This window comes from Bacillus sp. FSL M8-0277, from assembly GCF_037975305.1.
GTDB classification, from domain to species: domain Bacteria; phylum Bacillota; class Bacilli; order Bacillales; family Bacillaceae; genus Bacillus; species Bacillus pumilus.
Genome location: NZ_CP150255.1, coordinates 2,179,515 through 2,205,831, shown reverse-complemented (window position 1 = coordinate 2,205,831; position 26,317 = coordinate 2,179,515). Strand labels below are relative to the sequence as shown.

Sequence of the window (26,317 nt, the reverse complement as noted above, 5' to 3'; positions counted from 1 at the left end):
AGAAAAATGCCTGTTATGTCATATATAGACGCCATTACACTGGCGATGAAAGAAGAAATGGAGCGAGATCCGAAAGTGTTTGTGCTCGGAGAGGATGTCGGGAAAAAGGGCGGCGTATTTAAAGCGACAGCGGGTCTCTATGAGCAATTCGGAGAAGCGCGCGTCATGGATACACCTCTTGCAGAATCAGCTATTGCTGGTGTAGGGATTGGAGCAGCGATGTATGGAATGCGCCCAATTGCTGAGATGCAATTTGCGGATTTTATCATGCCTGCTATTAACCAAATCATTTCAGAGGCTGCGAAAATTAGATACCGCTCAAATAACGATTGGAGCTGTCCAATGGTCATCCGCGCACCTTATGGGGGCGGAGTTCACGGGGCGCTTTATCATTCACAATCAGTTGAAGCGATTTTTGCCAACCAGCCTGGTTTGAAGATTGTCATGCCTTCTACGCCTTATGATGTAAAAGGTCTTTTAAAAGCTGCGGTGCGTGATCCAGATCCTGTATTGTTCTTTGAACACAAACGTGCCTACCGTCTCATTAAAGGAGAAGTACCTGAAGATGATTACACACTCCCTATTGGAAAAGCAGATGTGAAACGTGAAGGCGATGATATCACGGTCATTACATATGGCCTCTGCGTCCATTTTGCGTTGCAAGCAGCAGACCGCCTTGCAAAAGATGGCATTTCTGCGCATATTCTCGATTTGAGAACAGTGTACCCGCTTGATCAGGAAGCCATTATTGAAGCGGCATCAAAAACAGGCAAAGTGCTTCTTTTAACGGAAGATACAAAAGAGGGCAGCATCATGAGTGAGGTAGCGGCGATCATATCAGAGCATTGCTTATTTGATTTAGACGCACCAATCAAACGTCTAGCCGGACCAGAAATCCCGGCAATGCCTTATGCACCGACGATGGAAAAATTCTTCATGGTCAACCCAGATAAGGTTGAAGCTGAAATGAGAGAGCTAGCGGCGTTTTAAGAAAGAGGAGGGTTTCAAGTGGCAATTGAACAAATGAAAATGCCTCAGTTAGGTGAAAGTGTAACAGAAGGAACCATCAGCAAATGGCTCGTTTCACCTGGCGATCATGTGAATAAATACGATCCTATTGCGGAAGTTATGACGGATAAAGTGAACGCAGAAGTCCCGTCATCTTTTACAGGAACGATTACAAAGCTATCGGCTGAAGAAGGCGATACACTGCAAGTAGGAGAAGTGTTCTGTGAAATTGAAGTAGAAGGTAGCTCACAGCAGAGTGCGAAAGAAGAAGCGGCACCTGAGCAAAGTGAAGCACCTGAAGCAGATCAAACAAAAGAGAATCAAAGTCAAAAGAAACGCTACTCTCCAGCAGTCCTTCGGTTAGCAGATGAGCACAGCATTGATTTAGCGGCAGTGCAAGGAACGGGAGCAGGCGGACGAATCACAAGAAAAGATTTACTTCAGCTCATTGAAAACGGCGGCATGCAAGAGAAGACAGCACCTGGCAATGAACAGGCGGTCAAGCCAGAGCCTGTGCAGCCATCAAAACCAAAAGCGGCGCCTTCCATCTCTACAATGCCTGGTGATGTTGAAGTGCCAGTCACGCCAATCAGACAGGCGATTGCGGCAAATATGCTGAGAAGCAAACATGAAATTCCGCATGCATGGACGATGATGGAAGTTGATGTGACAAACCTTGTGACTAGAAGAAATCAGCTCAAGGACCAATTTAAAGCAAAAGAAGGCTTTAATTTGACGTTCTTTGCGTTCTTTGTCAAAGCAGTGGCTCAGAGCTTAAAGGAATTCCCAGAAATGAACAGCATGTGGGCTGGAGATAAAATTGTGCAAAAGAAAGCGATCAATGTCTCGATTGCTGTTGCGACTGATGACGCTCTTTTTGTTCCAGTTATTAAGGATGCAGATGAAAAAACGATTAAAGGCATCGCCAAGGAAATTCATGAGCTTGCTTCCAAGGTGAGACAAGGTACGCTGAAGCAAAGTGACATGGAAGGCGGCACCTTCACTGTAAACAACACGGGATCATTTGGTTCTGTACAATCTATGGGAATCATCAATTATCCGCAAGCGGCGATTTTACAAGTAGAATCGATCGTGAAGCGTCCGGTGATTGTAAATGGTATGATTGCAGCAAGAGACATGGTCAACCTTTGTCTCTCATTAGATCACAGAGTTCTTGATGGTCTTGTATGCGGCAGATTCCTTCAACGGATTAAACAAATCCTTGAAGGCATTGATGAGCAAACATCTGTTTACTAAAACAAGAATGTCCCCCTCCCGCTAAGGAGAGGGGGATTTCCACATGATGAGAAAGGAGCGATGGTATGTCTGGACTAGACTTTTTTGCGTTTTTAACGATTGGACTCATGTTTATCACAGCAATTGCGTTCGCTTTTCTTCGATATATTTCTAAATCACGCAATCATCCTGAAAGATTACTACTGATCATATCAATCGTTTCAATGATTCAAGTTTTGTATTGCTTGCTGATTGTCGGTGGATTTAAAGGAGCAGCGAATAGCCTCTTAGGAATTTCTCTTCTTGCCGGGACGCTGCTTGGCTATGCACTTGAATATTTATACAGACGCTATATCAAAAAAACGCCCGAAAAAGAATGATCTCGGGCGTTTTCTTTATTCTGCTGGAACAATAAAGGTCAAATGTTGTTTTAACACTTCTAAAAAAGCAGGGGCTGTCATGTACACTTCGCCATCTGTATCAGCATCCATTTCCTCTTTTGTGTGAATCTGAATATTGGATGCTTGAATGAGAGACAGATCGCCGGTGAAATCCTCCAGCTCTTCCCGGTTCATAGAAAAGATTTCTTTTAGAGCAGAGAAGCTCGTATTTCTGCAAATTAAGATTTCTGCTTTCCCATCATCAATCGCTGCACTCGGCAAATCAATTTTATTTGTCCCGATGAAATGTCCATTCATGACAAGAACGATGACAGCGTCCTCTTCCCAGCTTTCCTCCTCTGTTTCAATTCGTACGTGAAAAGGATCTGTTTGCTGTAAGGTGCGCAAGGCACTTGTGAAGTAGCTAATTTTGCCGAGTACAGCTTTTTCCTTGTCATTAATATTGTTGGATGTGTCTGCAATCAGCCCGATGCCCCAAAAGTTTAACAAGTATCGATCTCCTGCTTTGATTAAGTCGACTTTTTTTTCTACGCCGTCTACAATCATTTGAGCGGCTTTCTGCATTTGTTGCGGAATACCAAGCGTTCTAGAAAAGTCATTGCATGTCCCGCCTGGTAAAATCGCTACAGCTGGCCTTTTTTCTAAACCACCGATGCCATTCATGCATTCATGCACGGTTCCATCTCCGCCTAATATGATAAGCAATTCTATCGTCTCATCAATTGTGCGACAGAATTCATAAGCATGATTTGGCTGCTTTGTTGGTTTAAGAATGAGTTCATCAATATGTAGAGAAAGAAGAGGTACTGTTTGACCGAGAACTTTTTCCATGTTTTTTTGTCCAGCATTTCCATTATAAATGAGCATCGCTTTTTTGAATTGTGCCATCACGCAGTTCTCCCTTTCATCTCTTTATCATCACTTTTCCCCAATTTCGCGGCGTATAAACGATGTTCAGAAAAAGTGGGGAATGAAAAGACAACACATTTGCCCGCAGGCGTTTTCCTTGATATGATGTTGTTAAAATGGTTTTGGCATGCTAAAGGAGTGGACGGACAATGAATATTGATTTTAATTTATTTATGAATGATATTGTGAAACAAGCGAGAGAAGAGATCAAACAGGCTGGCTATAATGAGCTTACATCAGCTGAAGAAGTGGATGAAGCCCTGTCTAAAGAAGGCACGGCACTTGTGATGGTGAATTCAGTATGCGGATGTGCTGGTGGTATTGCAAGACCAGCTGCAGGCTATTCTGTTCATTACGATAAGCGTCCAGATCAATTGCTGACAGTGTTTGCTGGACAAGACAAAGAGGCAACCGCAAGAGCCCGTGAATACTTTGAAGGCTTCCCGCCATCTTCACCATCCTTTGCATTATTAAAAGATGGAAAAATCATTAAAATGGTCGAACGTCATGAAATTGAAGGGCACGAACCAATGGAAGTCGTGTCAAAGCTTCAAGCTGCATTCGATGAGCATTGCAAAGAAATTTAACATGTGACGTTTGAATGATGACATATAAAGCAGCCCGGTCTTTAGATCGGTCTGCTTTTTGTTATATAAGACCATTGAATCAAAATAATTTTAGCGAAATACTATTGCATCTTAAAAAGAAAGTGTTTAAAATACATTATAGTGAATAAATATTCAAAACAATACATGATTTTAAATACTAGGAGGCACTATCTTATGAAAAAGTGGTTATTATTACTTATGACAGCTGGTCTTGCAGCTGCACTCGCAGCTTGCGGAACTTCTTCTAATAATTCAAACGCATCAGGAGATGACAAAACACTCGTTATGGCGACATCAGCAGATTATCCGCCATTTGAATCAAAAGACGGAGATAAAATTGTCGGTTTTGATGTTGATCTTGCAACAGCACTAGCGAAAAAGAACGGCTACAAGCTAGAAATTCAAGATATGGATTTCGCAAGCCTTGTATCCGCCCTTAAAACAAACAAAGCTGATATTGTCCTAGCAGGCATGACCCCTACAGAAAAACGCAAAAAACAATTAGATTTCTCTGATGTTTATTACAATGCAAAAAACTTAGTTGTCTCAAAGAAATCTAGCGGGATGAAAACAGAGAAAGACTTAAAAGATAAAACAGTCGGCGTTCAATTAGGTTCAATCCAGCAGGATGAAGCAAACGGTTTGCAAAAGAAATATAACTTAAAAGTGGAAGACCGTAATAAAATCTCTGATATCATTCAAGAAATCAAAGCAGGTCGTTTTGATGCAGCCATTATTGAAGATAAAGTAGCTGCTGGTTATTTGAAAAAAGAAAAAGACTTCCAAGCATTTGGATTGAATAGTTCAAATGAAGGTTCAGCCATTGCATTCAAGAAAAATAGCGACTTAACAGCTAAATTTAATAAATCATTAAAAGAAATGCAAGACAATGGCGAACTTGATAAATTAATTAAAAAATGGTTTGCTGATGAAAAATAAGTCAGGAAAAGGATCAGCGTCATTCACGAAAATTCAGTAAAAAGCGCTGAAAAGTTCAACTCATGTTGAACTTTTTTCCTGTTTTATTTTTTGATTTCGTATGAAGGCATAAAAAAGGAGACTGTCATGTTAGATTTTAAAGATGTAATACCTCAGATGCCCTTTATTTTAGAAGGGCTTAAGGTCACACTTTCTATTGTAGTGGTATCACTTTTTCTTGGATTTATTTTAGGGATTTTATTAACGCTTTGCAAAATTAGTGTATTTAAGCCGCTCATTTGGCTTGCAGATTTTTATACATCCATCTTCCGAGGCACACCGCTTGTGCTTCAATTGCTCATTATTTATTTCGGTCTGCCCCAGCTTCTTGGGTTTCAAATCGATCAATACTGGGCTGCTGTAGCGGCATTTTCACTAAACTCTGCGGCTTACGTATCTGAAATTATTCGCGCTGGTATTAATGCCATTGATAAAGGTCAAAAAGAAGCAGCCGTTGCTTTAGGCATCCCTTATGCTAAAATGATGAAGGACTTATTGCTTCCGCAGGCATTTAAAAATATTTCACCTGCACTTGTGAACGAAACGATTACTCTGACAAAAGAATCTGCTATTGTGACAGTCATTGGACTGGGAGATGTCATGAGACGAGCCTATCAAGCAGGTGCCGTCACGTATAATTATCTTGAACCGCTTATTTTTGCGGGTCTCATCTATTATATCATCGTGCTTGTTCTCACCTTTGTCGGTAAGTCGGTGGAAAGGAAGTTAAAATCAAATGATTAACATAGAGAAACTCACAAAATCTTTTGGCAAAAATGAAGTATTAAAAGGGATCGACACCACCATTAAAGAAGGGGAAGTTGTCGCAGTCATTGGACCATCTGGTTCAGGAAAATCGACGTTTCTTCGCTGCATCAACTTGCTCGAAAAGCCGACTTCTGGTGTCATTACGATTCAGGATACCGAAATCACAAACCCAAAAACCAATGCACTCAAAGTGCGTGAGAACATCGGAATGGTGTTTCAGCATTTTCACCTTTTCCCGCATAAAACGGTGCTGGAAAATATCACATATGCGCCAATGAATGTGAAGAATCAATCGAAGGAAGACAGCATCAAACAAGCTGAAGATCTGCTGAAAAAGGTAGGACTTTTAGAGAAAAAAGATGATTTTCCGAACCGCTTGTCAGGTGGTCAAAAGCAGCGTGTCGCAATTGCACGTGCGCTTGCAATGACACCAGACATCATGCTGTTTGACGAGCCAACATCTGCACTAGATCCAGAAATGGTCAAGGAAGTGCTAGAGGTCATGAAAGAGCTGGCTCAATCTGGTATGACACTTGTGATCGTCACACATGAAATGGGCTTTGCAAAAGAAGTGGCTGACCGCGTGATCTTTATGGACGATGGGAAAATTGTAGAGGATGCAAACCCTGTGCAATTCTTTGAATCACCGTCATCACAGCGCGCGAAAGACTTCTTACAAAAAATATTATAAAGAAAAAAGAGAGGGAGACTTAACATCTCCTTCTTTTTTTGATTATAATGGGGAAAGTAAAAAAGTTCATCATTTCACAATAAGTGAATAGAAACAAGACAGAAAAGAGTGACTCATATCATGTTTAAAATCGGCTACCGAACGCTGAAAACAGCATTAGGAACAGCGATCGCCATTTATATTGCGCAACTGCTTGGCCTTCAAAATTATTCCGCTGCCGGGATTATTACGATTCTGTGTATTCAGGTGACAAAGAAACGGTCGCTTCTTGCATCAGGCGCCCGCTTTGCCGCATGCAGTCTTGCCATTTTATTTTCTTATCTATTTTTCGATCTGATTGGGTATCATCCTTTTGTGATTGGTCTGATGCTGCTTGTCTTTATTCCGACAACCGTATTGCTCCGCATTAAAGAAGGGATTGTCACAAGTTCAGTCATCATCCTCCATTTATACATGTCGGGCGGGATTACCCTTCACCTCATCTGGAATGAGCTGCTGCTGATTACGATTGGTGTTGGCGTGGCACTTATCATGAACCTGTATATGCCAAGTGTCGATAAAAAGCTCAAACGCTACAGCGAACAGATTGAAGACAACTTTGCAAAAATTTTTGAAGAAATCGAGCAATACTTAATGACAGGGAAACAAGACTGGACAGGCAAAGAAATACCAGAGACACATCAATTGATTAAAGAAGCGAAAGCTCTCGCATATCGTGATGTTGAAAACCATGTCTTAAGACATGAAAACCTGTATTATCATTATTTCAATATGAGGCAAAAGCAGTTCGAAATCATCGAGCGTGTGCTTCCGAAGATCACGTCCATTTCCATTACAACAGAGCATGGACAAATCATTGCAGAATACATTAGAGACTTACGCGAACATATTCACCCAGGGAACACGGCGCATAAGTTTTTAAGGCGCCTCATTGATATGAAAGAAGAGTTCGATAAGCTACCGCTGCCGCAAACAAGAGAAGAGTTTGAGGCAAGAGCTGCACTGTTTCATTTCCTTGGAGAAATGGAACAATATTTAGTACTGAAAAGCTATTTTAAAGGGATGAAAGAATAGAGACGCATGAGTTCCTCCTTCATTGGTCAATCTAATGAAAAAGGAGGAGCCTATGCGTCTTTTATTTTATACCGTATTGACCATGTCCCTTTCACCTATCTGGCCGCTCGGACAAAACCCGCTTCCAGGAGACCCTTATGTCATTATTAATAAACAAACAAATGAACTTGCCTATATTGATCAAGGACAAATCCAAAAAATATATCCTGCTTCTACAGGGAAAACGTCCGATTTAACGCCAGAAGGGGAATTTACCATTATGATCAAAGCGAAAGATCCCTATTACAGAAAAAAGAATATCGAAGGCGGTGCGAAGAATAACCCTCTTGGCAGAAGATGGATTGGATTTGATGCACGAGGAACAGATGGTAGAACATACGGAATTCATGGGACGAGTGACGAAACATCGATAGGGAAATTTATCACGGCAGGCTGTGTGAGACTTCATAATCAAGATGTAGCGCTTCTATTTGACCAGCTTCCGGTTGGGACAAAAGTGTGGATTACAACATCAACCGATTCATTTGAAAAGCTTGCCAAAGACAAACAGGCCATTCGTTGATTGAACGAATCACCTGCTTGTCTGCTTTTATTGAAACCTTATAAAAAGGTTGCGGCTCCTGCTAAAAGTGAAGATATTAGTAGCAGGCTAATCATGAGCAATACCATGAATTTCATCATTTTCTGAGACATATCGCACCCCTATAACCGAAGATTTTTTGCGACGAACGCACCTTTCTTTATTCTAGCTCGTTTTTTCAAATGCGACAAGTGATCAACAAAGGAAGTGAACGGATGAATCAAATCGACCATATTGCCATTGCGGTCTTTTCTATAAAAAACACATCTCGAATTCTTCAACAGCTGTTTAACTGGCATTTTTCAGACATACAAGAAATTCCTGAGCAGGAGATTAAAGCGTCCTTCGCTTCACTTGATCATGTGCACATTGAATTAATTGAACCGATGTCCGGTAGCAGCAAACTACATACCTTTTTAACAAAAAGAGGAGAGGGACTCCATCATATTGCGCTAAAGTCAGGTGACATACAGGCGGACCTTAACCGTCTTGATCATCTTGGCGTGGAGCTTCTCCAACAATCAGCACAGATAGGCGCGAGCGGGAAGCGGATTGCTTTTATTTCACCGAAAGAAACGTCCGGTGTGTTATTCGAATTGTGCGAGCCCTTGAAAGGAGAGGAACATGGCAATGAATGAATCGTTCAATGACTTGGCTACATGGCGCGAAAAAGCATTCATGGGCGGCGGCGTGAAACGTGCAGCTGCGCACCGGAACAAAGGAAAACTAACGGTTCGTCAGCGGCTGCATGAACTTCTTGACGAGGGCAGTTTCATGGAAATTCAAGGATTTGCAACAGGCCGCATGTCAGAGCATGTCGGTGATGGCGTCGTCACTGGAACTGGACTCATTCATGGAAAGCCGGTATGTGTTTATGCACAAGATGCAACAGTGCATGGAGGGTCTTTAGGCGAAATACATGCCAAAAAAATTGCTTCTCTAATGGATCTCGCAGCTAAAAATCAGATGCCGGTCATCGGTCTAAAAGACTCAGGTGGTGCGAGAATTCAAGAGGGTGTGGTATCATTAGAAGGATACGGACAGATTTTTAAACGGAATGTGCTGTACTCTGGTCAAATCCCGCAAATATCCGTTATTTTAGGCTCTTGTGCTGGAGGAGCAGTCTATTCTCCTGCCTTGACTGATTTTGTATTCATGACAGAACAGACAGCTCATATGTTTTTAACAGGTCCGAAAGTCATAGAAAAGGCAACAGGAGAAACGGTCTGTCCTGACCGTCTTGGCGGTGCAAGTGTTCAGCATCAGACAAGCGGGAATGTGCACTATACTGGCAAAGATGAGAAAGACGTGTTAAAAGCGGTTCGAACACTTTTAACGTACATACCAACGAAACAACAGACTGTCATGGACGCTGAAACGAGTAAGCAAGACGCAGCTGATCCAGGCAACATCTTGCCGAAGGATCCATCACGCACCTATGATGTCAAACAAGTGGTGACAGCGATCATCGATTCAGGCTCATTCTTTGAGACACAACCTTGTTTCTCAAAAAATATCGTCACAGGGTTTGCCAGATTACAAGGGGCTTCAATTGGTATAGTTGCCAATCAGCCAAAGGTGCTGGCAGGAAGCCTTGACCTTGATGCTGCCGATAAAGCGGCCAGGTTTATTCGATTTTGCGATGCGTTTCATATTCCGCTCTTAACACTTGTAGACGTCCCCGGCTTTTTACCAGGTGAGAAAGCCGAGCATGCGGGAATTATCCGTCACGGCGCAAAGCTTTTATATGCGTACGCTGAAGCGACCGTTCCAAAAATCACGGTGATTTTAAGAAAGGCGTATGGCGGTGCGTATGTCGCAATGAATAGCAAGGGATTAGGCGCTGACTTTGTTTATGCATGGCCAGCGGCAGAAATTGATGTCATGGGGAAAACGTTCGCTGACGAAATCGTTCATCCTGCTTCGCGCAAGGTTGAAACGGAGCCAAGTGTATTCAAAGCGGCTCAGGCAGGGCTGATAGACGATATTTTCATGCCGTCTGAAACGAGAAAACGATTGATTCGCTCATTTGATTTGCTTCGCAGGAAGGAAGAAGATAGACCGTTAAAAAAGCATGGCAACATGCCGCTATAAGAGGAGGAGCATCATCATGATCAATGAAAAACGTTTACTAGACGAATTTTTAGAACTAGTTCAGATTGATTCGGAAACAAAACACGAAGAGAAAATTGTGGAAGTCTTAAAAGAAAAATTCTCGCAGCTTGGACTAAAAGTGGTGGAAGACGACTCAAAAGCGAAAACAGGCCACGGTGCAGGCAACCTCATCTGTACACTGGAAGGCACTCAAGAGGCTGATACCATCTATTTCACGTCTCATATGGACACAGTTGTTCCGGGCAATGGCGTAAAACCAGTCATTGAAGACGGCTATGTGAAAACAGATGGAACAACCATTCTTGGTGCTGATGATAAGACAGGACTTGCGGCAATGTTTGAAGCGATCCGTGTGCTGAAAGAGAAGAATTTACCGCATGGAACGATTGAATTTGTCATCACAGCAGGTGAGGAATCAGGACTTGTCGGAGCAAAAGCGTTAGATCCGAAGTTGATGACAGCGGCATACGGCTATGCCCTTGATTCAGATGGCAAGGTCGGAACCATTATCGTTGCAGCGCCAACACAGGCAAAAGTACGCGCAACCATTTACGGGAAAACAGCTCACGCAGGTGTCGCGCCTGAAAAAGGTGTGTCTGCGATTACCATTGCATCAAAAGCCATTGCTAGTATGCCGCTTGGCCGAATTGATGAAGAAACAACGGCGAATATCGGTCGTTTTGAAGGCGGAACGCAAACGAATATTGTGTGCGATCAAGTCGATATCCTTGCGGAAGCACGCTCTTTAGAACCTGCAAAAATGGAAGCCCAAGTAGCGAAGATGAAAGAAGCCTTTGAAAAAACCGCTAAAGAAATGGGCGGAAGTGCCGATGTACACATTGACATCATGTATCCAGGCTTCAAATTCTCTCACGGCGATCAAGTCGTAGAAGTGGCGAAAAAAGCGGCTGCAAAAATTGGCCGTCCATCAGAACTACAGACGAGCGGCGGAGGCAGTGATGCAAACGTCATTGCAGGAAACGGCGTCCCAACTGTCAACCTAGCTGTTGGATATGAAGATATTCATACGAAAAATGAGAAAATGCCGATTGAAGAATTAGTCAAAACAGCTGAAATGGTTCTCGCCATTATCGAAGAAACGACAAATCCATCGTAAAGGCAGGAGACTCTGTGAGCACGCAAAAAATCATTATTTTCCAAGTGGGGCAAGAGGATTTTGGCATCAGTGTAGAGCATATTCGTTCGATTGAGAAGGTCCCTTATTTACAAGAAGTATCGAACCTTCCTAAAGAAATAAAAGGACTCATGTCTTTAAGGGGAGAGGTCATTCCTGTCAGTGACACAGGCGTGATGCTTCACGGAAAGCCTCTTGATGTGAACGAACAATCCAAGGTGTTGCTATTTGAATTAAACGGACAAATGGTAGGCTGTCTTGTCTCGGATGCAAAAGATATTATTGATATCGAGCTAAGCGAGATCAAGCCATTTCATATGAACACGAAAGCCTCTGAATATTTTTTCGGCGTTGTGGAGAGAGAGAACAAGATGATTTTACAAGTGGACCCGAATAAGTTCCTTGGGAGAATTGAGGATCTCGATCAACTTCCAGAACGGTTAAAAGAAGAATTGGCATAAAGATAATCCCCTTATCAAATGATAAGGGGATTATCTTTATTCAGCAGCTGGGCTAGCTTGGTCGTTTGCCTCAGCTTTTTTTGATTTTGATTTTTGGTACATGACATTTAAAATAATCGTTTGGATTGTGAGTAATAATCCGCTTGTCATCCAGTATAAAGGAAGGGCAGCGGGTGCATTGATTGAAATAAACAGCATCATGATTGGGAAAATCATGCCCATCACTTTGGCTTGCTTCAGCGCAGCCTCTGTCTGGGTGCCTGATTGCTTCGCAAACCTTTGCGTAACATAAAATTGCAAGAAATACATAGCGCCTGCAAAGATCGCGACCAATAGATCGGTTTGTCCTAAGTTAAACCATAGGAACGAATGTGTTGCGATCTCAGGTGTTGAGCGGATCGCTGAGTAAAAGCCAAGAACAATTGGAATTTGAATCAGCATAGGCAGACAGCCCATTGCCAGCGGGTTCACATTGTTCTCTTTGTATACTTTCATCATTTCCATTTGTAGTTCTTTTTGTTTTTCAGGTTCTTTCGTTTTCTTCAATTTGTTTTGAATTTCGTCAATTTGAGGCTTCACTAGTGCCATTTTCTCCTGCATGACTCTTTGCTTCTTAAATTGGTTCGCAAAAAGAGGGAAAATTAGCAGACGGACGATCAAGGTCACGAACATAATCGATAAACCATAATCATCATGGAAGAAGTTCGCAAGCCAAATGATCAGCTCAGAAAAAGGCTGGACAAAATAATGATGGAAAAACCCATCAGAGCTCGTATTCGTTTGCCCACTCGCTGCAAAAGCAGGTGAGGCAATCATCATTAAACATAAAGTCGTACAAATCGTTAATAAACGTTTCAATTCGTTTCCTCCTCATTTTTAAAAAAATTAATTAGAGAGAGGAAGCGAATGGTCTTCATCATCGTTTGATGATCGTTTCATTCGAATGACTTTACTAATCCAAGTTGTAATGCGATCATATATGATAAACAGAAAGTCTGTTCGATTCAATAAAGATGCGTCCAACTCTTCCAAACGATGTCCACCGAGGTGTTCGTTCATACGGCAGTCTTTTAATAAAAAAGCAATGCCGATGGCCGTCAGCGCTGGAAGAATAATCGTAAAGAATTCAACAAGGAAAAAGACTTCATTGAATGTATCAATAATCATGATTATCACATCCATTTCATTACTCACAGTGTACTATACACCATATGAAATGTCTATTGGAACAAACATCAAGTCGATAGATTTAGGAGGCAGGCAAATGGCTGATTCTCAAAGGAAGGGTCGAATCATTTTTCATATTGATATGAATAGTTTTTATGCATCAGTCGAGATGGCGTATGATCCTTCTTTGAGAGGGAAACCATTAGCCATTAGCGGAAATGCGAAAGAGCGTAAAGGGATTGTGGTCACGTGCAGCTACGAGGCAAGAGCGCTAGGTGTAAAGCCCCCGATGCCGTTATGGGAAGCGAAGCGGCTTTGTCCGGGGCTGATTGTCCGTACACCAAACTTTGACCGGTACCGAAGCTCCTCACAAGAGATGTTTACGATACTAAGAGAATACAGCGATTTAGTCGAACCCGTATCCATTGACGAGGGCTATATTGATTTAACGCATACGCCATATGCCGAGCATGCGGTGAAAACGGCTCATGATATTCAAACGAGGCTTGTAGAGGAGCTCATGCTTCCTTCAAGTATTGGCATTGCACCGAATAAATTTTTAGCGAAAATGGCGTCTAATTGGAAAAAACCAATGGGCATCACCATTTTGCGTAAACGAGATGTACCCCAAATGCTATGGCCGCTGCCAGCGGGTGACATGCACGGAGTTGGACAAAAAACGGCTGATAAATTGAAAACGATTGGCATTCATACCATTGAAGACTTAGCGAAAGCAAATGAGTATACACTAAAGGAATTACTGGGTATCAATGGACCGAGATTAAAGCAAAAGGCGAATGGTGAACATGACGGCATCGTGGACCCAGAAAGGATATACGAATTTAAATCTGTCGGTAATTCGTCAACCCTTCCTCATGATTCTGACGATCCAGATGAACTTGTCGCGTTAATTGATAAGCTGTCACAATCTGTGAGTGCAAGGTTAAGGAGAAAAGAAGTTATGGCCAATCGGCTGCTCATCATGATTCGGTACGCAAGCTGGAAAAATATCACGCGAAGTGTCACCCTCACGAATCCGACCGATCGGAAGGAAGACTTATTTGAGGCAGCAAGGCAGTTATTCCTTAAACATTGGAATGATCAGCCTGTGAGACTCTTAGGTGTGACGGGGACAGACCTTGTAGAACGAAAAGCAGCCGTTAAACAGCTTGATTTATTTTCCTATACAGAAGATGCAAAAGAAGAGCCTCTTCAAACCGTTTTAGAAGGACTGAAAGAAAAGTATGGAAAATCACTCGTTCAAAGAGGGATGACCATCAAGGAAAAAGAGAGCAAAACAAGTGGAACAAGTTTTAATAAAGACTTTTTTCAGGACGAAAAAGGAAATGACTAGCCTGAAAACTTGATAAAAGAGGTGGTGTTGTGGTAATTTCAAAGGGTACATCATTTCAGCAGTAATCAATATAGTGTGTTAGAAGGGACGTCAGAATTATGTCAAAACAACAAATCGGTGTGGTTGGACTAGCCGTTATGGGGAAAAACCTTGCCCTTAATATTGAAAGCCGCGGGTTCTCCGTGTCCGTTTATAACAGATCTAGCAGCAAAACGGAAGAATTTCTTCAAGAATCAAAAGGGAAAAACGTTGTAGGCACATACAGCATCGAAGAATTTGTTCAGTCGCTTGAAACACCGCGTAAAATTCTTTTAATGGTAAAAGCTGGTGCAGCAACGGATGCAACCATTCAATCATTACTTCCTCACCTAGAAAAAGGTGACATCTTAATTGATGGTGGAAATACATATTACAAGGATACGCAAAGACGTAATCAAGAGCTTGCGGAAAGTGGTATCCACTTCATTGGTACAGGTGTTTCTGGCGGTGAAGAAGGTGCGCTAAAAGGTCCATCGATCATGCCTGGCGGTCAAAAAGAAGCGCATGAGCTAGTGAAACCAATTTTAGAAGCGATCTCTGCGAAAGTAGATGGCGAGCCATGTACAACGTATATCGGCCCAGATGGAGCAGGACATTATGTCAAAATGGTCCATAACGGCATCGAGTACGGAGACATGCAATTGATTTCTGAATCATACTTTATCTTGAAGCATGTGGCTGGCTTGTCAGCAGAGGAGCTTCATGAAGTATTCTCAGAATGGAATAAAGGCGAGCTTGACAGCTATTTAATCGAAATTACAGCTGATATTTTCACAAAAGTGGATGAAGAAACAAACCAGCCGCTTGTGGATGTCATCTTAGATAAAGCTGGGCAAAAAGGAACTGGAAAATGGACGAGCCAAAGTTCTCTTGATCTAGGTGTTCCGCTTCCAATCATTACTGAGTCTGTTTTCGCGCGCTACATTTCAGCAATGAAAGATGAGCGTGTTGAAGCAAGCCAATTAATCGAAGGTCCTAAGCCAGCGCAATCAGCAGAGAATAAAAAAGAGCTGATCGAAGCGGTTAGAAAAGCCCTATTCATGAGTAAAATTTGCTCATATGCACAAGGTTTTGCGCAAATGAAAGCAGCATCTGATGAGTATAACTGGGATTTAAAATATGGTGAAATTGCAATGATCTTCCGTGGTGGATGTATCATTCGTGCAGCCTTCTTACAACAAATTAAAGAAGCATATGACCGTAACCCAGAACTGAAAAACCTATTGCTTGATCCTTACTTTAAGGATATTGCTCAAAGCTATCAATCGTCTCTTCGTAAAGTCATTTCACTTGCAGTGGAGCAAGGAGTTCCTGTTCCTTCATTGTCAAGTGCACTTGCTTACTTCGATAGCTATCGCACAGCCGTCCTGCCAGCGAACTTAATTCAAGCGCAGCGTGACTATTTCGGTGCACATACGTATGAGCGCACAGATAAAGAAGGCATCTTCCATACAGAATGGATGAAATAAATATAGAACGACTGAAAACCTTACCCTTTGGTAAGGTTTTTTTGTGTTTACATCTTTTCGGCTAAAAATGCGAAAAAGAGGGATGCTATGTAAAAAAGAAAAGAAAGTAGGGGTCGAAGTGGGCATTTTATATGCACTTCTCCCAGCGATATTTTGGGGAAGTATTGTTCTCATCAGTGTCAAACTTGGCGGGAATGCATACCAGCAAACCCTCGGTATAACGCTTGGCGCATTTCTCTTTTCAATTGCAGCCTTCTTTATCAAAATGCCAGAGCTGACACCGCTTATTTTTGCGGTTTCTGTCATTTCAGGCATCTTTTGGAGCATTGGACAAATGAATCAGCTTTCAAGTGTTGCGTTTCTCGGAGTCTCGAAGGCGGTTCCTTTATCAACGGGCATGCAGCTTGTGAGCACTACTTTATTTGGCGTCATAGTCTTCAAAGAATGGCAAACGATGACGGTCATACTCATTGGTTCTTGTGCCATTTTACTGATTATTGCAGGTGTTGTGCTGACATCGCTCGGTCAAAAAAAGAATGGCGGCGGGAACGGTGGAGGCAATTTCAAAAAAGGGATCATGATTCTGCTCATCTCAACCGTTGGCTATGTCGGATATGTTGTTATTTTGAGATGGTTTCATATTGATGGCTGGTCTGCCCTCGTTCCGCAATCGGTCGGCATGCTGCTTTCATCCTTGGCGATTAGTCTCAAGCAGCACCCGTTTAGTAAATATACGTTTAGAAATATCATTGCCGGCCTTGTTTGGTCGACAGGAAATCTCGGACTTCTTTTGGCTATTCCGCTCATTGGTGTCGCCGTAAGTTTTTCGATGTCGCAGACAGGGATCGTTATCTCGACATTAGGCGGCATTTACTTATTAAAAGAGAAAGCATCCAGAACAAGCTTTGTCATTGCAGGCTGCTTGATGATCATTGCAGGCGGCGTGCTGCTAGGTTTTACAAAATAGGAGGGTAAACGAATGTATCCAGATTTAGAAGGGAAAACAGTCCTGATTACAGGAGCTGGTACAGGAATAGGTCAAGCGATGGCGCGCCGGTTTGGACAAGAAAAAGCCAATGTGGTGATCAATTATTTCTCAGATCAAGAAAGTCCAGATGAGACCATTGCGGATATTCAAAAAAATGGCGGACAGGCTGTGAAAATCAAGGGAGATGTCTCAAAGGAAGAGGATATGCAGGCGATGATTGATAAAGCCGTTGATACATTTGGCAGTCTTGATGTCATGATCAATAACGCAGGCATTGAAAATGAAGTGCCTTCTACCGAAATGACGCTAGATAATTGGAACAAAGTCATGTCGACCAATTTAACAGGTATGTTTCTCGGCTGCCGCGATGCACTGAAGTATATGACAGATCACGGAATAGAAGGATCAATCATCAATATGTCGTCTGTTCACCAGCAAATCCCTTGGCCTCATTTCGTGCATTATGCAGCAAGTAAAGGGGGCGCCAAGCTGCTGACAGAAACACTGGCACTAGAATATGCCCCTAAAAAAATTCGTGTAAACAGTATTGCACCAGGCGCCATCGATACCCCGATCAATGCGGAAAAATTCGATGATCCCGCATTGAAAAAAGGTGTGATCGAGCTGATCCCCATTGGTTATATTGGAAAGCCTGAAGAAGTGGCAGCATGTGCTGTCTGGCTGGCGTCAAAAGAGGCAAGCTACGTCACAGGCTTGACACTCTATGTGGACGGCGGCATGACAAAATATCCTGGCTTCCAAGCAGGAAAAGGATAAGAAGAAACAAAAAGAGCGTACACACACATACGCTCTTTTTTTTTATAAAATACAGACAAATAGATCTAAATGTCTAGACATTTAAAAATAAAAATATATAATATTAACTGGAAGCGCTTTTATTACAACAATGGGGTGAGAGAAATGAAACGTATTTTATTAGCATGCAGTTCAGGAATGTCTACAAGTTTACTAGTTACAAAGATGAAGGCTCATGCCGACTCAATAGGGGACGAGGCAGAAATTTGGGCAGTTGGGCAAGATCAAGCGAAAAAAGAAATGGCGAATGCGGATGTTGTGTTAATTGGACCGCAAATGAGCTTTTTAAAAGGGGATCTTCAAAAAGAAGCAACAAAATACGGGATTGCAGTAGAGGTCATCGATATGCAGGCGTACGGGCTTGCCGATGGACAAAAAGCGTATGAACAAGCCGTTACATTGATGGAGGAATCGTAAAGAATGGAAAAGAAAACACTTGAAGGGCTCACGGAGGAACAAGTCAGTTTTCAATTGATCTTACACAGCGGTAATGCACGCAGCAAATTGCTTCAATCTCTTAAACAATTTCGAGAAGGTCAAGAAGATGAGGCATTTGGTCTTATGAAAGAAGCAGAAGAAGATTTACGTCATGCACATGGCATCCATTTTCAACTCGTGCAGCAAGAGGCAGGCGGGGAGAAAACGCCTTTCTCCTTATTGCTCATGCATGCCGAAGACCACTTAATGTCGACTATGACGATCAAGGAGCTTGTGGGAGAGCTCCTGCCGATTTTCCAATCACTTAAACAATAAAGGGTGTAAACAAGGGGGGAAACCAATGTTTGATAAAATAAGTGCTATTTTGGTTCCAATTGCTGGGAGACTGAACAACAACCGCTATTTAGGTGTATTACGGGATGCCTTTATGCTTGCGTTCCCGCTTACTATTTTTGGTTCCATTATGGTTGTGCTAATGAATTTGCCATTTTTAGATAAAATCATGAGTCAAACCGCACTGGAAGGCGTCCAGTCTGCACTGAATATCGCGCCAAGTGCGACCATCAGCATTATGAGTGTGTTTGTTGTATTTGGGATTGGCTACTATTTATCGAAAAGCTATGATGTGGAAGCAGTATTTGGCGGAGTGATTGCATTAGCCTCTTTCCTACTTCTGACACCATTTTTACTAGAACAAGAAGGCGGTGCATCTATTGCAGGCGTGATTCCAGTCGATCGTTTAGGAGCAAAGGGGATGTTCCTTGGCATGATCACAGGCTTTTTGTCTGCTGAAATTTATCGTTATTTTGTCCAAAAGAAATTTGTCATCAATATGCCGCAGGGGGTTCCGCCAGCTGTTGCTAAGTCTTTTGCTGCACTGATCCCGGCTACTTTGACACTCACAACCTTTTTACTGATCAATATCATCATTACACAAGGCTTCAAAACAAATATGCATGACCTGATTTATCATGCGATTCAGGCACCGCTTGTCGGACTTGGAAGCGGTATCATTCCGACCTTGATCGCTGTTTTCTTTATACAAATTCTTTGGTTCTTTGGGCTTCACGGCCAAATTATTATCAACTCTGTCATGGACCCCATTTGGAATACGTTGTCCATTCAAAACCTAGAGAGCTATACAAAAACTGGTGAGGTTCCAAATATCATCAGCAAGCAGTTTATCGAAATTTATACGGTTGGCATGGGCGGAACCGGTATGACGCTAGCAGTTGTGTTTACGATTTTAATTTTCCTGAAAAGTAAGCAATTAAAACAGGTAGCAAAGCTCGGCCTAGGACCAGGATTATTTAACGTCAATGAACCGATTATCTTCGGTTTACCGATTGTCATGAACCCGCTTATTCTCATTCCATGGATTTTGGCGCCAATGGTTATTACGTGTATTTCTTATTTTGCGATGGCATCAGGCATTGTACCACCGCCGACTGGCGTGAATATTCCCTGGACCGTGCCGATCTTTATAAGCGGAATAATGGCAACCAATTCACTGGCGGGTGGTCTGCTTCAGCTGTTTAATCTGATGATCGTGTTTGTCATTTGGTTCCCGTTCCTGAAGTTTATTGACCGTATGAATGTGAAAAATGAAAAAATAACCACAACGGAAAAAACGAAGACAACCAACATCAAAGGTGAAGGAGACTCAATACATGTCGATGGAAAATAACAAGCAATCATATACATTCCCAGAAGGTTTCTGGTGGGGATCTTCTGCCTCTGCCACGCAAACAGAAGGCAGCGTCCCTGGTGATGGAAAAGGACCGAATATTTGGGATCATTGGTTTGAGCAAGAGCCGACTCGTTTTTTTGATGGCGTAGGACCGAACGTGACATCTCAATTTTACCGAAAATATAAAGAGGATATTCGTCTGATGAAAGAAATTGGGCACAATTCATTCCGGTTGTCCATTTCATGGTCACGTCTTTTGCCTGAAGGGACAGGTGCGGTCAATGAAGAAGCAGTATCTTTTTACAATGATGTGATCAATGAACTGATTGCACATGATATTGAGCCGTTTGTGAACCTGTACCATTTCGATATGCCAATGGCGCTGCAGGAAAAAGGCGGCTGGGTCAACAGACAGGTAGTAGATGATTATGTGAGCTATGCAGAATTGTGCTTTCAATTATTTGGCGACCGGGTGAAAAAATGGTTTACCCATAATGAACCGATCGTGCCTGTAGAGGGCGGGTATATGTATAGCTTCCATTATCCAAACGAAGTCGATTTCCAAAAGGCTGTGCAGGTCGGTTATCATGAACTTTTATCAAATGCGAAGGCGATTGCGGCTTATAAAAGCCTGCAGCAAGGCGGTAAGATTGGCATCATCCTCAATCTTACCCCATCTTATCCGAGAAGCCAGAATCCGCGCGATGTAGAAGCAGCTGAGATGGCGGATGCCTTCTTTAACCGGTCATTCCTAGATCCTGCGGTGAAGGGACATTTCCCAGAGAAACTAGTAGAGGTCTTAAAGAAAGAAGGCTTTATGCCGAGTATGGAAGAAGGAGACCTTGAGCTCATTCGAGAGAATACCGTCGACCTCCTTGGAATCAACTATTATCAGCCAAGAAGAGTGAAGGCGAAAGAGCATATGCCGCATCCAAATGCACCATTTATGCCAAATCATTATTTTGATGCGTTTGACATGCCGGGAAGAAAAATGAATGTGTATCGCGGGTGGGAAATCTATGAAAAAGGCATTTATGATATATTGAAAAAAGTCCAAACAGACTATGATAATATTGAATGCTTTATTTCTGAAAATGGAATGGGTGTCGAAGGAGAAGAGCGGTTTAAGGATGAAGAAGGAATGATTCATGACGATTACCGCATTGACTTTATCTCTGAGCATCTTAAATGGGTGCATCAAGCCATTCAAGAAGGAAGTCATGTAAAAGGCTATCATCTGTGGACGTTTATGGATAACTGGTCATGGTCGAATGCCTATAAGAATCGCTATGGATTTGTCTCAGTTGATCTTCAAGAAGACGGAAAACGTACAATTAAGAAAAGCGGATACTGGTTTCAATCGGTATCAGAGAATAACGGTTTTTAATCAAGATACTTGCTCTTTCCTTGAAAAGGGCAAGTATTTTTCTTATGTGACGGTAAGTGGATGAAACAAAAATGGCTGGTACCTTTTAAGCTAACTAGGCTTAGTGTAGAATGAGAGGAAGCTATGAAAAAACAAGTCAGTTGGTGGTGTGAGATGAAAAAGTACGAACTCATTTCAGAAGAAATCAGAAAACGAATAGGAACAGCATATTATCCAGAAGATCAACCCATTCCAGATGAAAACTCGCTTGCCGCTGAATTTCAATGCAGCCGAATGACGATGAAGCGTGCGCTCGATCTTCTCGTAGCAGAAGGTCTGCTCTTTAGAAAAAGAGGTCACGGTACATTTATTGTGAAGGCAGCGCTCAATCAAGGGGCTATTAATGTATCTGGCCATGAAAATAAAGGGTTCACAAAAGTCATGGCGGATAAAAACGTCACGACTCAAATCATTCACTTTGATGTCCATTTTCCAAGCAAAGAGGTGGCAGCCCACCTATCCATAGACTCCACCACACCCATTTATGACATCATCCGTCTCCGTCTTGTGGACGAGGAGCCATACGTATTAGAAAAAACGTTTATGCCCGTCAATCTTATTAAGGGAATAGATGAAGAGGTTCTATTGGGATCAATCTATGGCTACATATCAAATGATTTGAATTTAAAAGTGGCAGGAGCGCATAAGAAAATTAGAGCGGCTAAATCAGATGAGCTTGACCAGCAATATTTAGGCTGTGACCCAACGGATCCTGTGCTAGAGGTCGAACAGGTTGCTTATTTAAACACAGGCCGGCCGTTTGAGTACTCCTTTAGTCATCACCGCTATGATAAGTTCGACTTTTCAACAGTTGAACTTACGAAAACAGGACGTTAAAAAAAGAGCAGAACCCCCAAGGGAGACTGCTCTTTTTTATATTATTTTATATATTCCACCAATGATACCCATCTTTTTCTAGAAGCTGATCGGCTTCTTTCGGTCCCATAGAACCAGCAGGATAATTTGGTTTTAATGTTTTGTTTTCTGCCCATTTCTCAGAAATCGGATCCACAAAGTTCCAAGAAAGCGCCACTTCATCCCAGTGAGCAAAGTTCGTAGCATCGCCTAGCAAGCAGTCGTGAATCAGCTTTTCATAGGCTTCTGGTGTGTTCATGATGTCGTTATAGTTTGTTTGGTAGTCGAGCTTAATCGGCTTTGCAAATGTACCGCCATCAAGCTTGCGAGCGTTCAGGTGAAGGGTAATGCCTTCATCTGGCTGAATGTGAATGACGAGTAAGTTTGGATGCATGGAATTTCCGTTACCATAGTACAGGTTCATTGGAATGTCTTTAAATTGAACAACAATTTGAGTAGATTTCTTTTCTAAACGTTTTCCAGTACGAATGTAAAATGGCACGCCGGCCCATCTAAAGTTATCAATGAGCAGTTTCCCTGCAACGAATGTTTCCGTGTTTGAGTTCGGGTCAACATTTTGCTCTTCAAGATACGAAGGAACCATGCCGCCATCAACCGTACCAGCATCATACTGTCCGCGGACAAAGAATTGATCGACCTCATCTTTAGAGAAAGGACGAAGAGCGCGTAATGCTTTCCGTTTTTCACTACGGATTTCCTCGGTATTCAGCTTAATTGGCGGCTCCATTGCTAAAAGTGCAACCATTTGAAGCATATGGTTTTGGACCATGTCTCTTAGTGCACCTGAACTTTCGTAATAGCGGGCCCGGTCTTCAACCCCTAATGATTCACTAGATGTAATTTGAATGTTTGAGATATATCGGTTTGTCCAAAGTGGTTCAAAGATGGCATTTGCAAAACGGATGACCTCAATGTTTTGAACCATTTGTTTACCGAGATAGTGGTCAATACGATAAATTTGATCTTCAGAGAATGCATCTCGAATTTCTTCATTTAACTTTTTCGCACTTGGCAAGTCATGGCCAAATGGTTTTTCGATGACAAGTCTTGACCAGCCAGTTGTTTTTGATACACCTTCACTTTTTAGGAACTTTGCAATCGTTCCGAAGAATTCCGGTGCCATCGCTAAATAGAACATCCGGTTGTTTGGGATACTGTACGTATCTTCAAGGCCTGCTAGAAGTGTGTTAAGCGATTGATAGGAAGCAGGGCTTGATACGTCAAAGTCGTGATAATAAAAATGTGAACTGAATTCCTCTATTTTCGCTTCTGCATCATCAGAAGAAACAGATTCTTTCACCACAGCTCTTAGATCCTCATGAGACCACGGACGGCGTCCAACACCGACCACGGCGAATTGATCGCCAAGTTTTCCGCTATGATAAAGTCTATGTATAGAAGGGTAGAGCTTGCGTTTGGCAAGATCTCCTGTTGCGCCAAAAATGACAATGACTGCTTTTGGATTGTTAGTTTCTGTATTCACGAAAAGTACCTCACTTTATTCGTAGCATTGTTGTAATAACCGAGAATGTATGTACATTTTCTTTATTTTAAAGGTTCATTGTTCGTAAAGCAAACATTTGATTCGACTTTTTCTGCTCTCGTTTGACTTTTTTCGAAAATTCCGCTGAATTCACATTTACCTTGTCTTCATGTATTCTATATGAATAAAGATATTGTATACCGGCTTTAGGAGGAAAAGTAATGGAACTGCTCTTTTTAGGAACTGGTGCAGGCATTCCTGCGAAAACTAGAAACGTCACTTGCACTGCGCTAAAGCTTTTAGAAGAAAGAAAAGCAGTGTGGCTTTTTGATTGCGGAGAAGCGACGCAGCATCAAATATTACATACAACGATTAAACCGAGAAAAATTGAGAAAATATTTATCACTCATATGCATGGTGATCATGTATACGGTCTCCCAGGACTGCTCGGCAGCAGATCCTTCCAAGGCGGAGAGGATGAACTAACGATCTATGGACCTAAGGGCATCAAAGCGTTTGTGAGCGCAACACTTTCAGCTACACAAACGCATTTGACATATCCGCTGCATATTATAGAGATAGATGAAGGGATCGTATTTGAAGATGATACCTTTCAAGTAGAAGCAAGACGAGTATCTCACGGTATTCCAGCTTACGGCTATCGGGTAGTGGAAAAAGATGTACCAGGTGCATTAAAAGCCGAAGACCTAAAAGAAATCGGTGTAAAACCTGGACCTTTGTATCAGAAGTTAAAAAATGGGGAAACCGTGACACTCGAAGATGGAAGAATCATTGATGGAACCGATTATTTGGAACCCCCTAAAAAAGGGAGAATCGTTGCATTTTCAGGAGATACCCGTTTATGCGAGAATATAACAAGGCTTGCCAAGGATGCGGATGTGTTAGTCCATGAAGCAACATTCGGTAAAGAAGATGCTGATCTAGCCTACAATTATTATCACAGCACAACAGAACAAGCAGCGAAAACAGCGCAGGAAGCAAGCGCAAAAAGATTAATTTTGACCCATATTAGTGCACGTTACCAAGGAGAAGAGGCACTAAAACAACTATTGAAAGAGGCCCGCGATATATTCCCGCTGACAGAAGCTGCGCAGGATTTCTCTTCTTATTCCATTGACCGCACCCTGTAAAAATTGGATGAATCGTCAAAAAAAGTTGTGTGATTTTTTTGATATTTATAATGACTCTCTTTTTCAGGTAGTGGTAAAATGGTGAAGAAAAAACAAATGACGAATGAAACTATGAAGAATACGGGAGGCACAATCAAAGATGAGCGGTTTTACAGCGTTAAGTGAAGCAGAATTAAATGACCTATATGCAGCACTACAAAATGAGTACGAAACGTATAAAAGTAAAAACTTACACTTAGACATGTCTAGAGGAAAACCTTCACCAAAACAGCTCGATTTGTCTATGGGCATGCTCGATGTTGTGACATCAAAGGATGCGATGACGGCTGAAGATGGCACAGATGTGCGTAACTATGGCGGTTTGACAGGTCTTCCTGAAACGAAGACATTTTTTGCAGATGTGCTCAATCTGAAACCAGAACAAATCATCATCGGCGGTAATTCCAGCCTTAATATGATGCATGATACCATTGCCCGTGCCATGACCCACGGCGTATATGAAAGCAAAACACCTTGGGGAAAGCTGCCAAAGGTAAAATTCCTTGCACCAAGCCCAGGATATGATCGTCACTTTTCCATTTGTGAGCTATTTAACATAGAGATGATCACGGTAGATATGAAAGCTGATGGACCTGATATGGATCAGGTCGAAAAATTGGTCGCAGAGGATGAAGCGATTAAAGGCATTTGGTGTGTACCAAAATATAGCAACCCAGATGGCATTACGTATTCAGATGAGGTGGTTGACCGCCTTGCTTCGATGAAAACAAAAGCAGACGACTTCCGCATTTTTTGGGATGATGCATACGCAGTTCATCACCTAACTGATACGCCTGATACGTTAAAAGATATTTTTCAAGCAGTAGAGGAAGCAGGGCACCCAAATCGTGTGTTTATGTTTGCGTCTACTTCTAAAATTACATTCCCAGGCTCAGGTATTGCACTCATGGCATCTAGCCCGGATAATGTGAGCTTTACTCAAAAACAATTATCGATTCAAACGATTGGACCAGACAAAATCAATCAATTAAGACACCTTCGTTTCTTCAAGAATCCAGAAGGCTTGAAGGAACATATGAGAAAACATGCTGCGATCATTAAGCCAAAGTTTGACCTCGTTCTTTCCATTCTTGATGAAACACTTGGCGGGAAGGACATTGCAGAATGGCACAAGCCAAATGGCGGATATTTTATTAGTTTAAATACGCTTGATCATTGTGCAAAAGCTGTTGTGCAAAAGGCAAAAGAAGCTGGTGTGACCATGACAGGTGCAGGCGCGACTTATCCTTATGGAAAAGACCCGCTTGATCGTAACATTCGCATTGCGCCAACGTTCCCATCACTTGAAGAACTAGAGCAAGCGATTGACATCTTTACATTATGTGTTCAGCTTGTCAGCATTGAAAAGCTGCTGTCTAAAAAAAGCCAGTCAGCTCCAACGGCATAAAGAAAAAAC

Annotated in this window: 29 protein-coding genes; 24 read left to right on the top strand and 5 right to left on the bottom strand. The window is 42.2% G+C overall.

Annotation, left to right across the window (positions count from 1 at the left end):
* Positions 1 to 6: 6 nt before the first annotated feature.
* From MKZ05_RS11025 to MKZ05_RS11015, 3 genes are all read left to right on the top strand, one after another.
* Positions 7 to 990 carry an alpha-ketoacid dehydrogenase subunit beta gene (locus MKZ05_RS11025; RefSeq protein ID WP_113767408.1) on the top strand — a complete coding sequence of 328 codons (984 nt, stop codon included), beginning with the start codon at positions 7 to 9 and terminating at the stop codon, positions 988 to 990.
* Between the two features lie 18 nt (positions 991 to 1,008).
* A complete protein-coding gene (locus MKZ05_RS11020; protein ID WP_339160120.1) occupies positions 1,009 to 2,265 on the top strand; it encodes a dihydrolipoamide acetyltransferase family protein in 1,257 nt (418 codons plus the stop codon).
* Between the two features lie 65 nt (positions 2,266 to 2,330).
* Positions 2,331 to 2,624 carry a YesK-like family protein gene (locus MKZ05_RS11015; RefSeq protein ID WP_111911012.1) on the top strand — a complete coding sequence of 98 codons (294 nt, stop codon included), beginning with the start codon at positions 2,331 to 2,333 and terminating at the stop codon, positions 2,622 to 2,624.
* Between the two features lie 15 nt (positions 2,625 to 2,639).
* On the opposite strand, the gene MKZ05_RS11010 is transcribed toward MKZ05_RS11015, so the two are convergent.
* Positions 2,640 to 3,533, bottom strand: coding sequence for a YegS/Rv2252/BmrU family lipid kinase (locus MKZ05_RS11010; RefSeq protein ID WP_339160118.1), 894 nt, complete (start codon positions 3,531 to 3,533; stop codon positions 2,640 to 2,642).
* Between the two features lie 170 nt (positions 3,534 to 3,703).
* Here MKZ05_RS11010 and MKZ05_RS11005 point away from each other — a divergent pair, with 170 nt between their 5' ends.
* The 6 genes from MKZ05_RS11005 (at position 3,704) to MKZ05_RS10980 (ending at position 8,235) form a co-directional block, all read left to right on the top strand.
* Positions 3,704 to 4,141 (top strand): BrxA/BrxB family bacilliredoxin, encoded by a 438-nt coding sequence (locus MKZ05_RS11005; RefSeq protein ID WP_003215907.1) that lies wholly within the window; start codon positions 3,704 to 3,706, stop codon positions 4,139 to 4,141.
* A 195-nt stretch (positions 4,142 to 4,336) separates the two neighbouring features.
* Positions 4,337 to 5,101: a transporter substrate-binding domain-containing protein gene (locus MKZ05_RS11000; RefSeq protein ID WP_012010505.1), complete on the top strand. Its 765-nt coding sequence runs from the start codon at positions 4,337 to 4,339 to the stop codon at positions 5,099 to 5,101.
* 126 nt (positions 5,102 to 5,227) lie between these two features.
* Positions 5,228 to 5,884, top strand: a complete 657-nt coding sequence (locus MKZ05_RS10995; protein ID WP_284907014.1) for an amino acid ABC transporter permease — start codon at positions 5,228 to 5,230, stop codon at positions 5,882 to 5,884.
* The gene (locus tag MKZ05_RS10990; protein WP_003215712.1) at positions 5,877 to 6,599 is read left to right on the top strand and encodes an amino acid ABC transporter ATP-binding protein; all 723 of its coding nucleotides are present in this window, start codon (positions 5,877 to 5,879) and stop codon (positions 6,597 to 6,599) included. The genes MKZ05_RS10995 and MKZ05_RS10990 overlap by 8 nt, the downstream gene beginning before the upstream one ends.
* A gap of 120 nt (positions 6,600 to 6,719) precedes the next feature.
* Positions 6,720 to 7,673, top strand: coding sequence for an aromatic acid exporter family protein (locus MKZ05_RS10985; RefSeq protein ID WP_003216109.1), 954 nt, complete (start codon positions 6,720 to 6,722; stop codon positions 7,671 to 7,673).
* 52 nt (positions 7,674 to 7,725) lie between these two features.
* Positions 7,726 to 8,235 (top strand): L,D-transpeptidase, encoded by a 510-nt coding sequence (locus MKZ05_RS10980; protein WP_335365361.1) that lies wholly within the window; start codon positions 7,726 to 7,728, stop codon positions 8,233 to 8,235.
* Positions 8,236 to 8,273: 38 nt separating this feature from the next.
* On the opposite strand, the gene MKZ05_RS10975 is transcribed toward MKZ05_RS10980, so the two are convergent.
* Complete coding sequence (locus MKZ05_RS10975) at positions 8,274 to 8,354, bottom strand: hypothetical protein (RefSeq protein ID WP_257736823.1); 81 nt, start codon at positions 8,352 to 8,354, stop codon at positions 8,274 to 8,276.
* Between the two features lie 114 nt (positions 8,355 to 8,468).
* On the opposite strand from MKZ05_RS10975, the gene mce reads away from it, so the two are divergent.
* From mce to MKZ05_RS10955, 4 genes are read left to right on the top strand one after another with little or no spacing between them, the layout of a single operon-like run.
* Entirely contained in the window at positions 8,469 to 8,891 is a 423-nt protein-coding gene (mce, locus tag MKZ05_RS10970; RefSeq protein ID WP_137054997.1) for a methylmalonyl-CoA epimerase, read from the top strand.
* Positions 8,878 to 10,347: an acyl-CoA carboxylase subunit beta gene (locus tag MKZ05_RS10965; protein WP_339160112.1), complete on the top strand. Its 1,470-nt coding sequence runs from the start codon at positions 8,878 to 8,880 to the stop codon at positions 10,345 to 10,347. Before mce ends, MKZ05_RS10965 begins: the two co-directional genes overlap by 14 nt.
* 16 nt (positions 10,348 to 10,363) lie before the next feature.
* Positions 10,364 to 11,485 (top strand): M20/M25/M40 family metallo-hydrolase, encoded by a 1,122-nt coding sequence (locus MKZ05_RS10960; RefSeq protein WP_050943793.1) that lies wholly within the window; start codon positions 10,364 to 10,366, stop codon positions 11,483 to 11,485.
* Positions 11,486 to 11,499: 14 nt separating this feature from the next.
* Positions 11,500 to 11,964 carry a chemotaxis protein CheW gene (locus tag MKZ05_RS10955; RefSeq protein ID WP_003215942.1) on the top strand — a complete coding sequence of 155 codons (465 nt, stop codon included), beginning with the start codon at positions 11,500 to 11,502 and terminating at the stop codon, positions 11,962 to 11,964.
* A gap of 36 nt (positions 11,965 to 12,000) precedes the next feature.
* Here the strand turns inward: MKZ05_RS10955 and MKZ05_RS10950 are convergent, their stop codons facing one another.
* The gene (locus MKZ05_RS10950; protein WP_229200398.1) at positions 12,001 to 12,783 is read right to left on the bottom strand and encodes a membrane protein insertase YidC; all 783 of its coding nucleotides are present in this window, start codon (positions 12,781 to 12,783) and stop codon (positions 12,001 to 12,003) included.
* A 66-nt stretch (positions 12,784 to 12,849) separates the two neighbouring features.
* Positions 12,850 to 13,131: a hypothetical protein gene (locus MKZ05_RS10945; protein ID WP_003215677.1), complete on the bottom strand. Its 282-nt coding sequence runs from the start codon at positions 13,129 to 13,131 to the stop codon at positions 12,850 to 12,852.
* A gap of 97 nt (positions 13,132 to 13,228) precedes the next feature.
* Between MKZ05_RS10945 and MKZ05_RS10940 the strand changes: the two genes are divergently transcribed.
* The 9 genes from MKZ05_RS10940 (at position 13,229) to MKZ05_RS10900 (ending at position 22,188) form a co-directional block, all read left to right on the top strand.
* Positions 13,229 to 14,485 carry a DNA polymerase IV gene (locus tag MKZ05_RS10940; protein ID WP_137054998.1) on the top strand — a complete coding sequence of 419 codons (1,257 nt, stop codon included), beginning with the start codon at positions 13,229 to 13,231 and terminating at the stop codon, positions 14,483 to 14,485.
* Positions 14,486 to 14,583: 98 nt separating this feature from the next.
* Positions 14,584 to 15,993, top strand: a complete 1,410-nt coding sequence (gene gndA / locus MKZ05_RS10935; protein WP_106029174.1) for an NADP-dependent phosphogluconate dehydrogenase — start codon at positions 14,584 to 14,586, stop codon at positions 15,991 to 15,993.
* 118 nt (positions 15,994 to 16,111) lie between these two features.
* Positions 16,112 to 16,960, top strand: a complete 849-nt coding sequence (locus MKZ05_RS10930) for a GRP family sugar transporter (RefSeq protein ID WP_170966017.1) — start codon at positions 16,112 to 16,114, stop codon at positions 16,958 to 16,960.
* Between the two features lie 12 nt (positions 16,961 to 16,972).
* Positions 16,973 to 17,758, top strand: coding sequence for an SDR family oxidoreductase (locus MKZ05_RS10925; protein ID WP_003215568.1), 786 nt, complete (start codon positions 16,973 to 16,975; stop codon positions 17,756 to 17,758).
* 144 nt (positions 17,759 to 17,902) lie between these two features.
* Positions 17,903 to 18,214: a PTS sugar transporter subunit IIB gene (locus MKZ05_RS10920; RefSeq protein ID WP_044141029.1), complete on the top strand. Its 312-nt coding sequence runs from the start codon at positions 17,903 to 17,905 to the stop codon at positions 18,212 to 18,214.
* A gap of 3 nt (positions 18,215 to 18,217) precedes the next feature.
* Entirely contained in the window at positions 18,218 to 18,550 is a 333-nt protein-coding gene (locus tag MKZ05_RS10915) for a PTS lactose/cellobiose transporter subunit IIA (RefSeq protein WP_012010488.1), read from the top strand.
* Between the two features lie 25 nt (positions 18,551 to 18,575).
* On the top strand, positions 18,576 to 19,922 hold the full coding sequence (gene celB / locus MKZ05_RS10910; protein ID WP_050943798.1) for a PTS cellobiose transporter subunit IIC: 1,347 nt from the start codon (positions 18,576 to 18,578) through the stop codon (positions 19,920 to 19,922).
* A complete protein-coding gene (locus MKZ05_RS10905; protein WP_137055000.1) occupies positions 19,906 to 21,312 on the top strand; it encodes a glycoside hydrolase family 1 protein in 1,407 nt (468 codons plus the stop codon). The genes celB and MKZ05_RS10905 overlap by 17 nt, the downstream gene beginning before the upstream one ends.
* A 153-nt stretch (positions 21,313 to 21,465) precedes the next feature.
* A complete protein-coding gene (locus tag MKZ05_RS10900) occupies positions 21,466 to 22,188 on the top strand; it encodes a GntR family transcriptional regulator (RefSeq protein WP_137055001.1) in 723 nt (240 codons plus the stop codon).
* A gap of 46 nt (positions 22,189 to 22,234) precedes the next feature.
* Here MKZ05_RS10900 and zwf read toward each other — a convergent pair whose 3' ends face one another.
* Complete coding sequence (zwf, locus tag MKZ05_RS10895; protein WP_003216112.1) at positions 22,235 to 23,710, bottom strand: glucose-6-phosphate dehydrogenase; 1,476 nt, start codon at positions 23,708 to 23,710, stop codon at positions 22,235 to 22,237.
* 221 nt (positions 23,711 to 23,931) lie between these two features.
* Here zwf and rnz point away from each other — a divergent pair, with 221 nt between their 5' ends.
* The gene (rnz, locus tag MKZ05_RS10890; protein WP_137055003.1) at positions 23,932 to 24,861 is read left to right on the top strand and encodes a ribonuclease Z; all 930 of its coding nucleotides are present in this window, start codon (positions 23,932 to 23,934) and stop codon (positions 24,859 to 24,861) included.
* Between the two features lie 139 nt (positions 24,862 to 25,000).
* Complete coding sequence (locus MKZ05_RS10885; protein WP_339160107.1) at positions 25,001 to 26,308, top strand: aminotransferase class I/II-fold pyridoxal phosphate-dependent enzyme; 1,308 nt, start codon at positions 25,001 to 25,003, stop codon at positions 26,306 to 26,308.
* Positions 26,309 to 26,317: the final 9 nt, after the last annotated feature.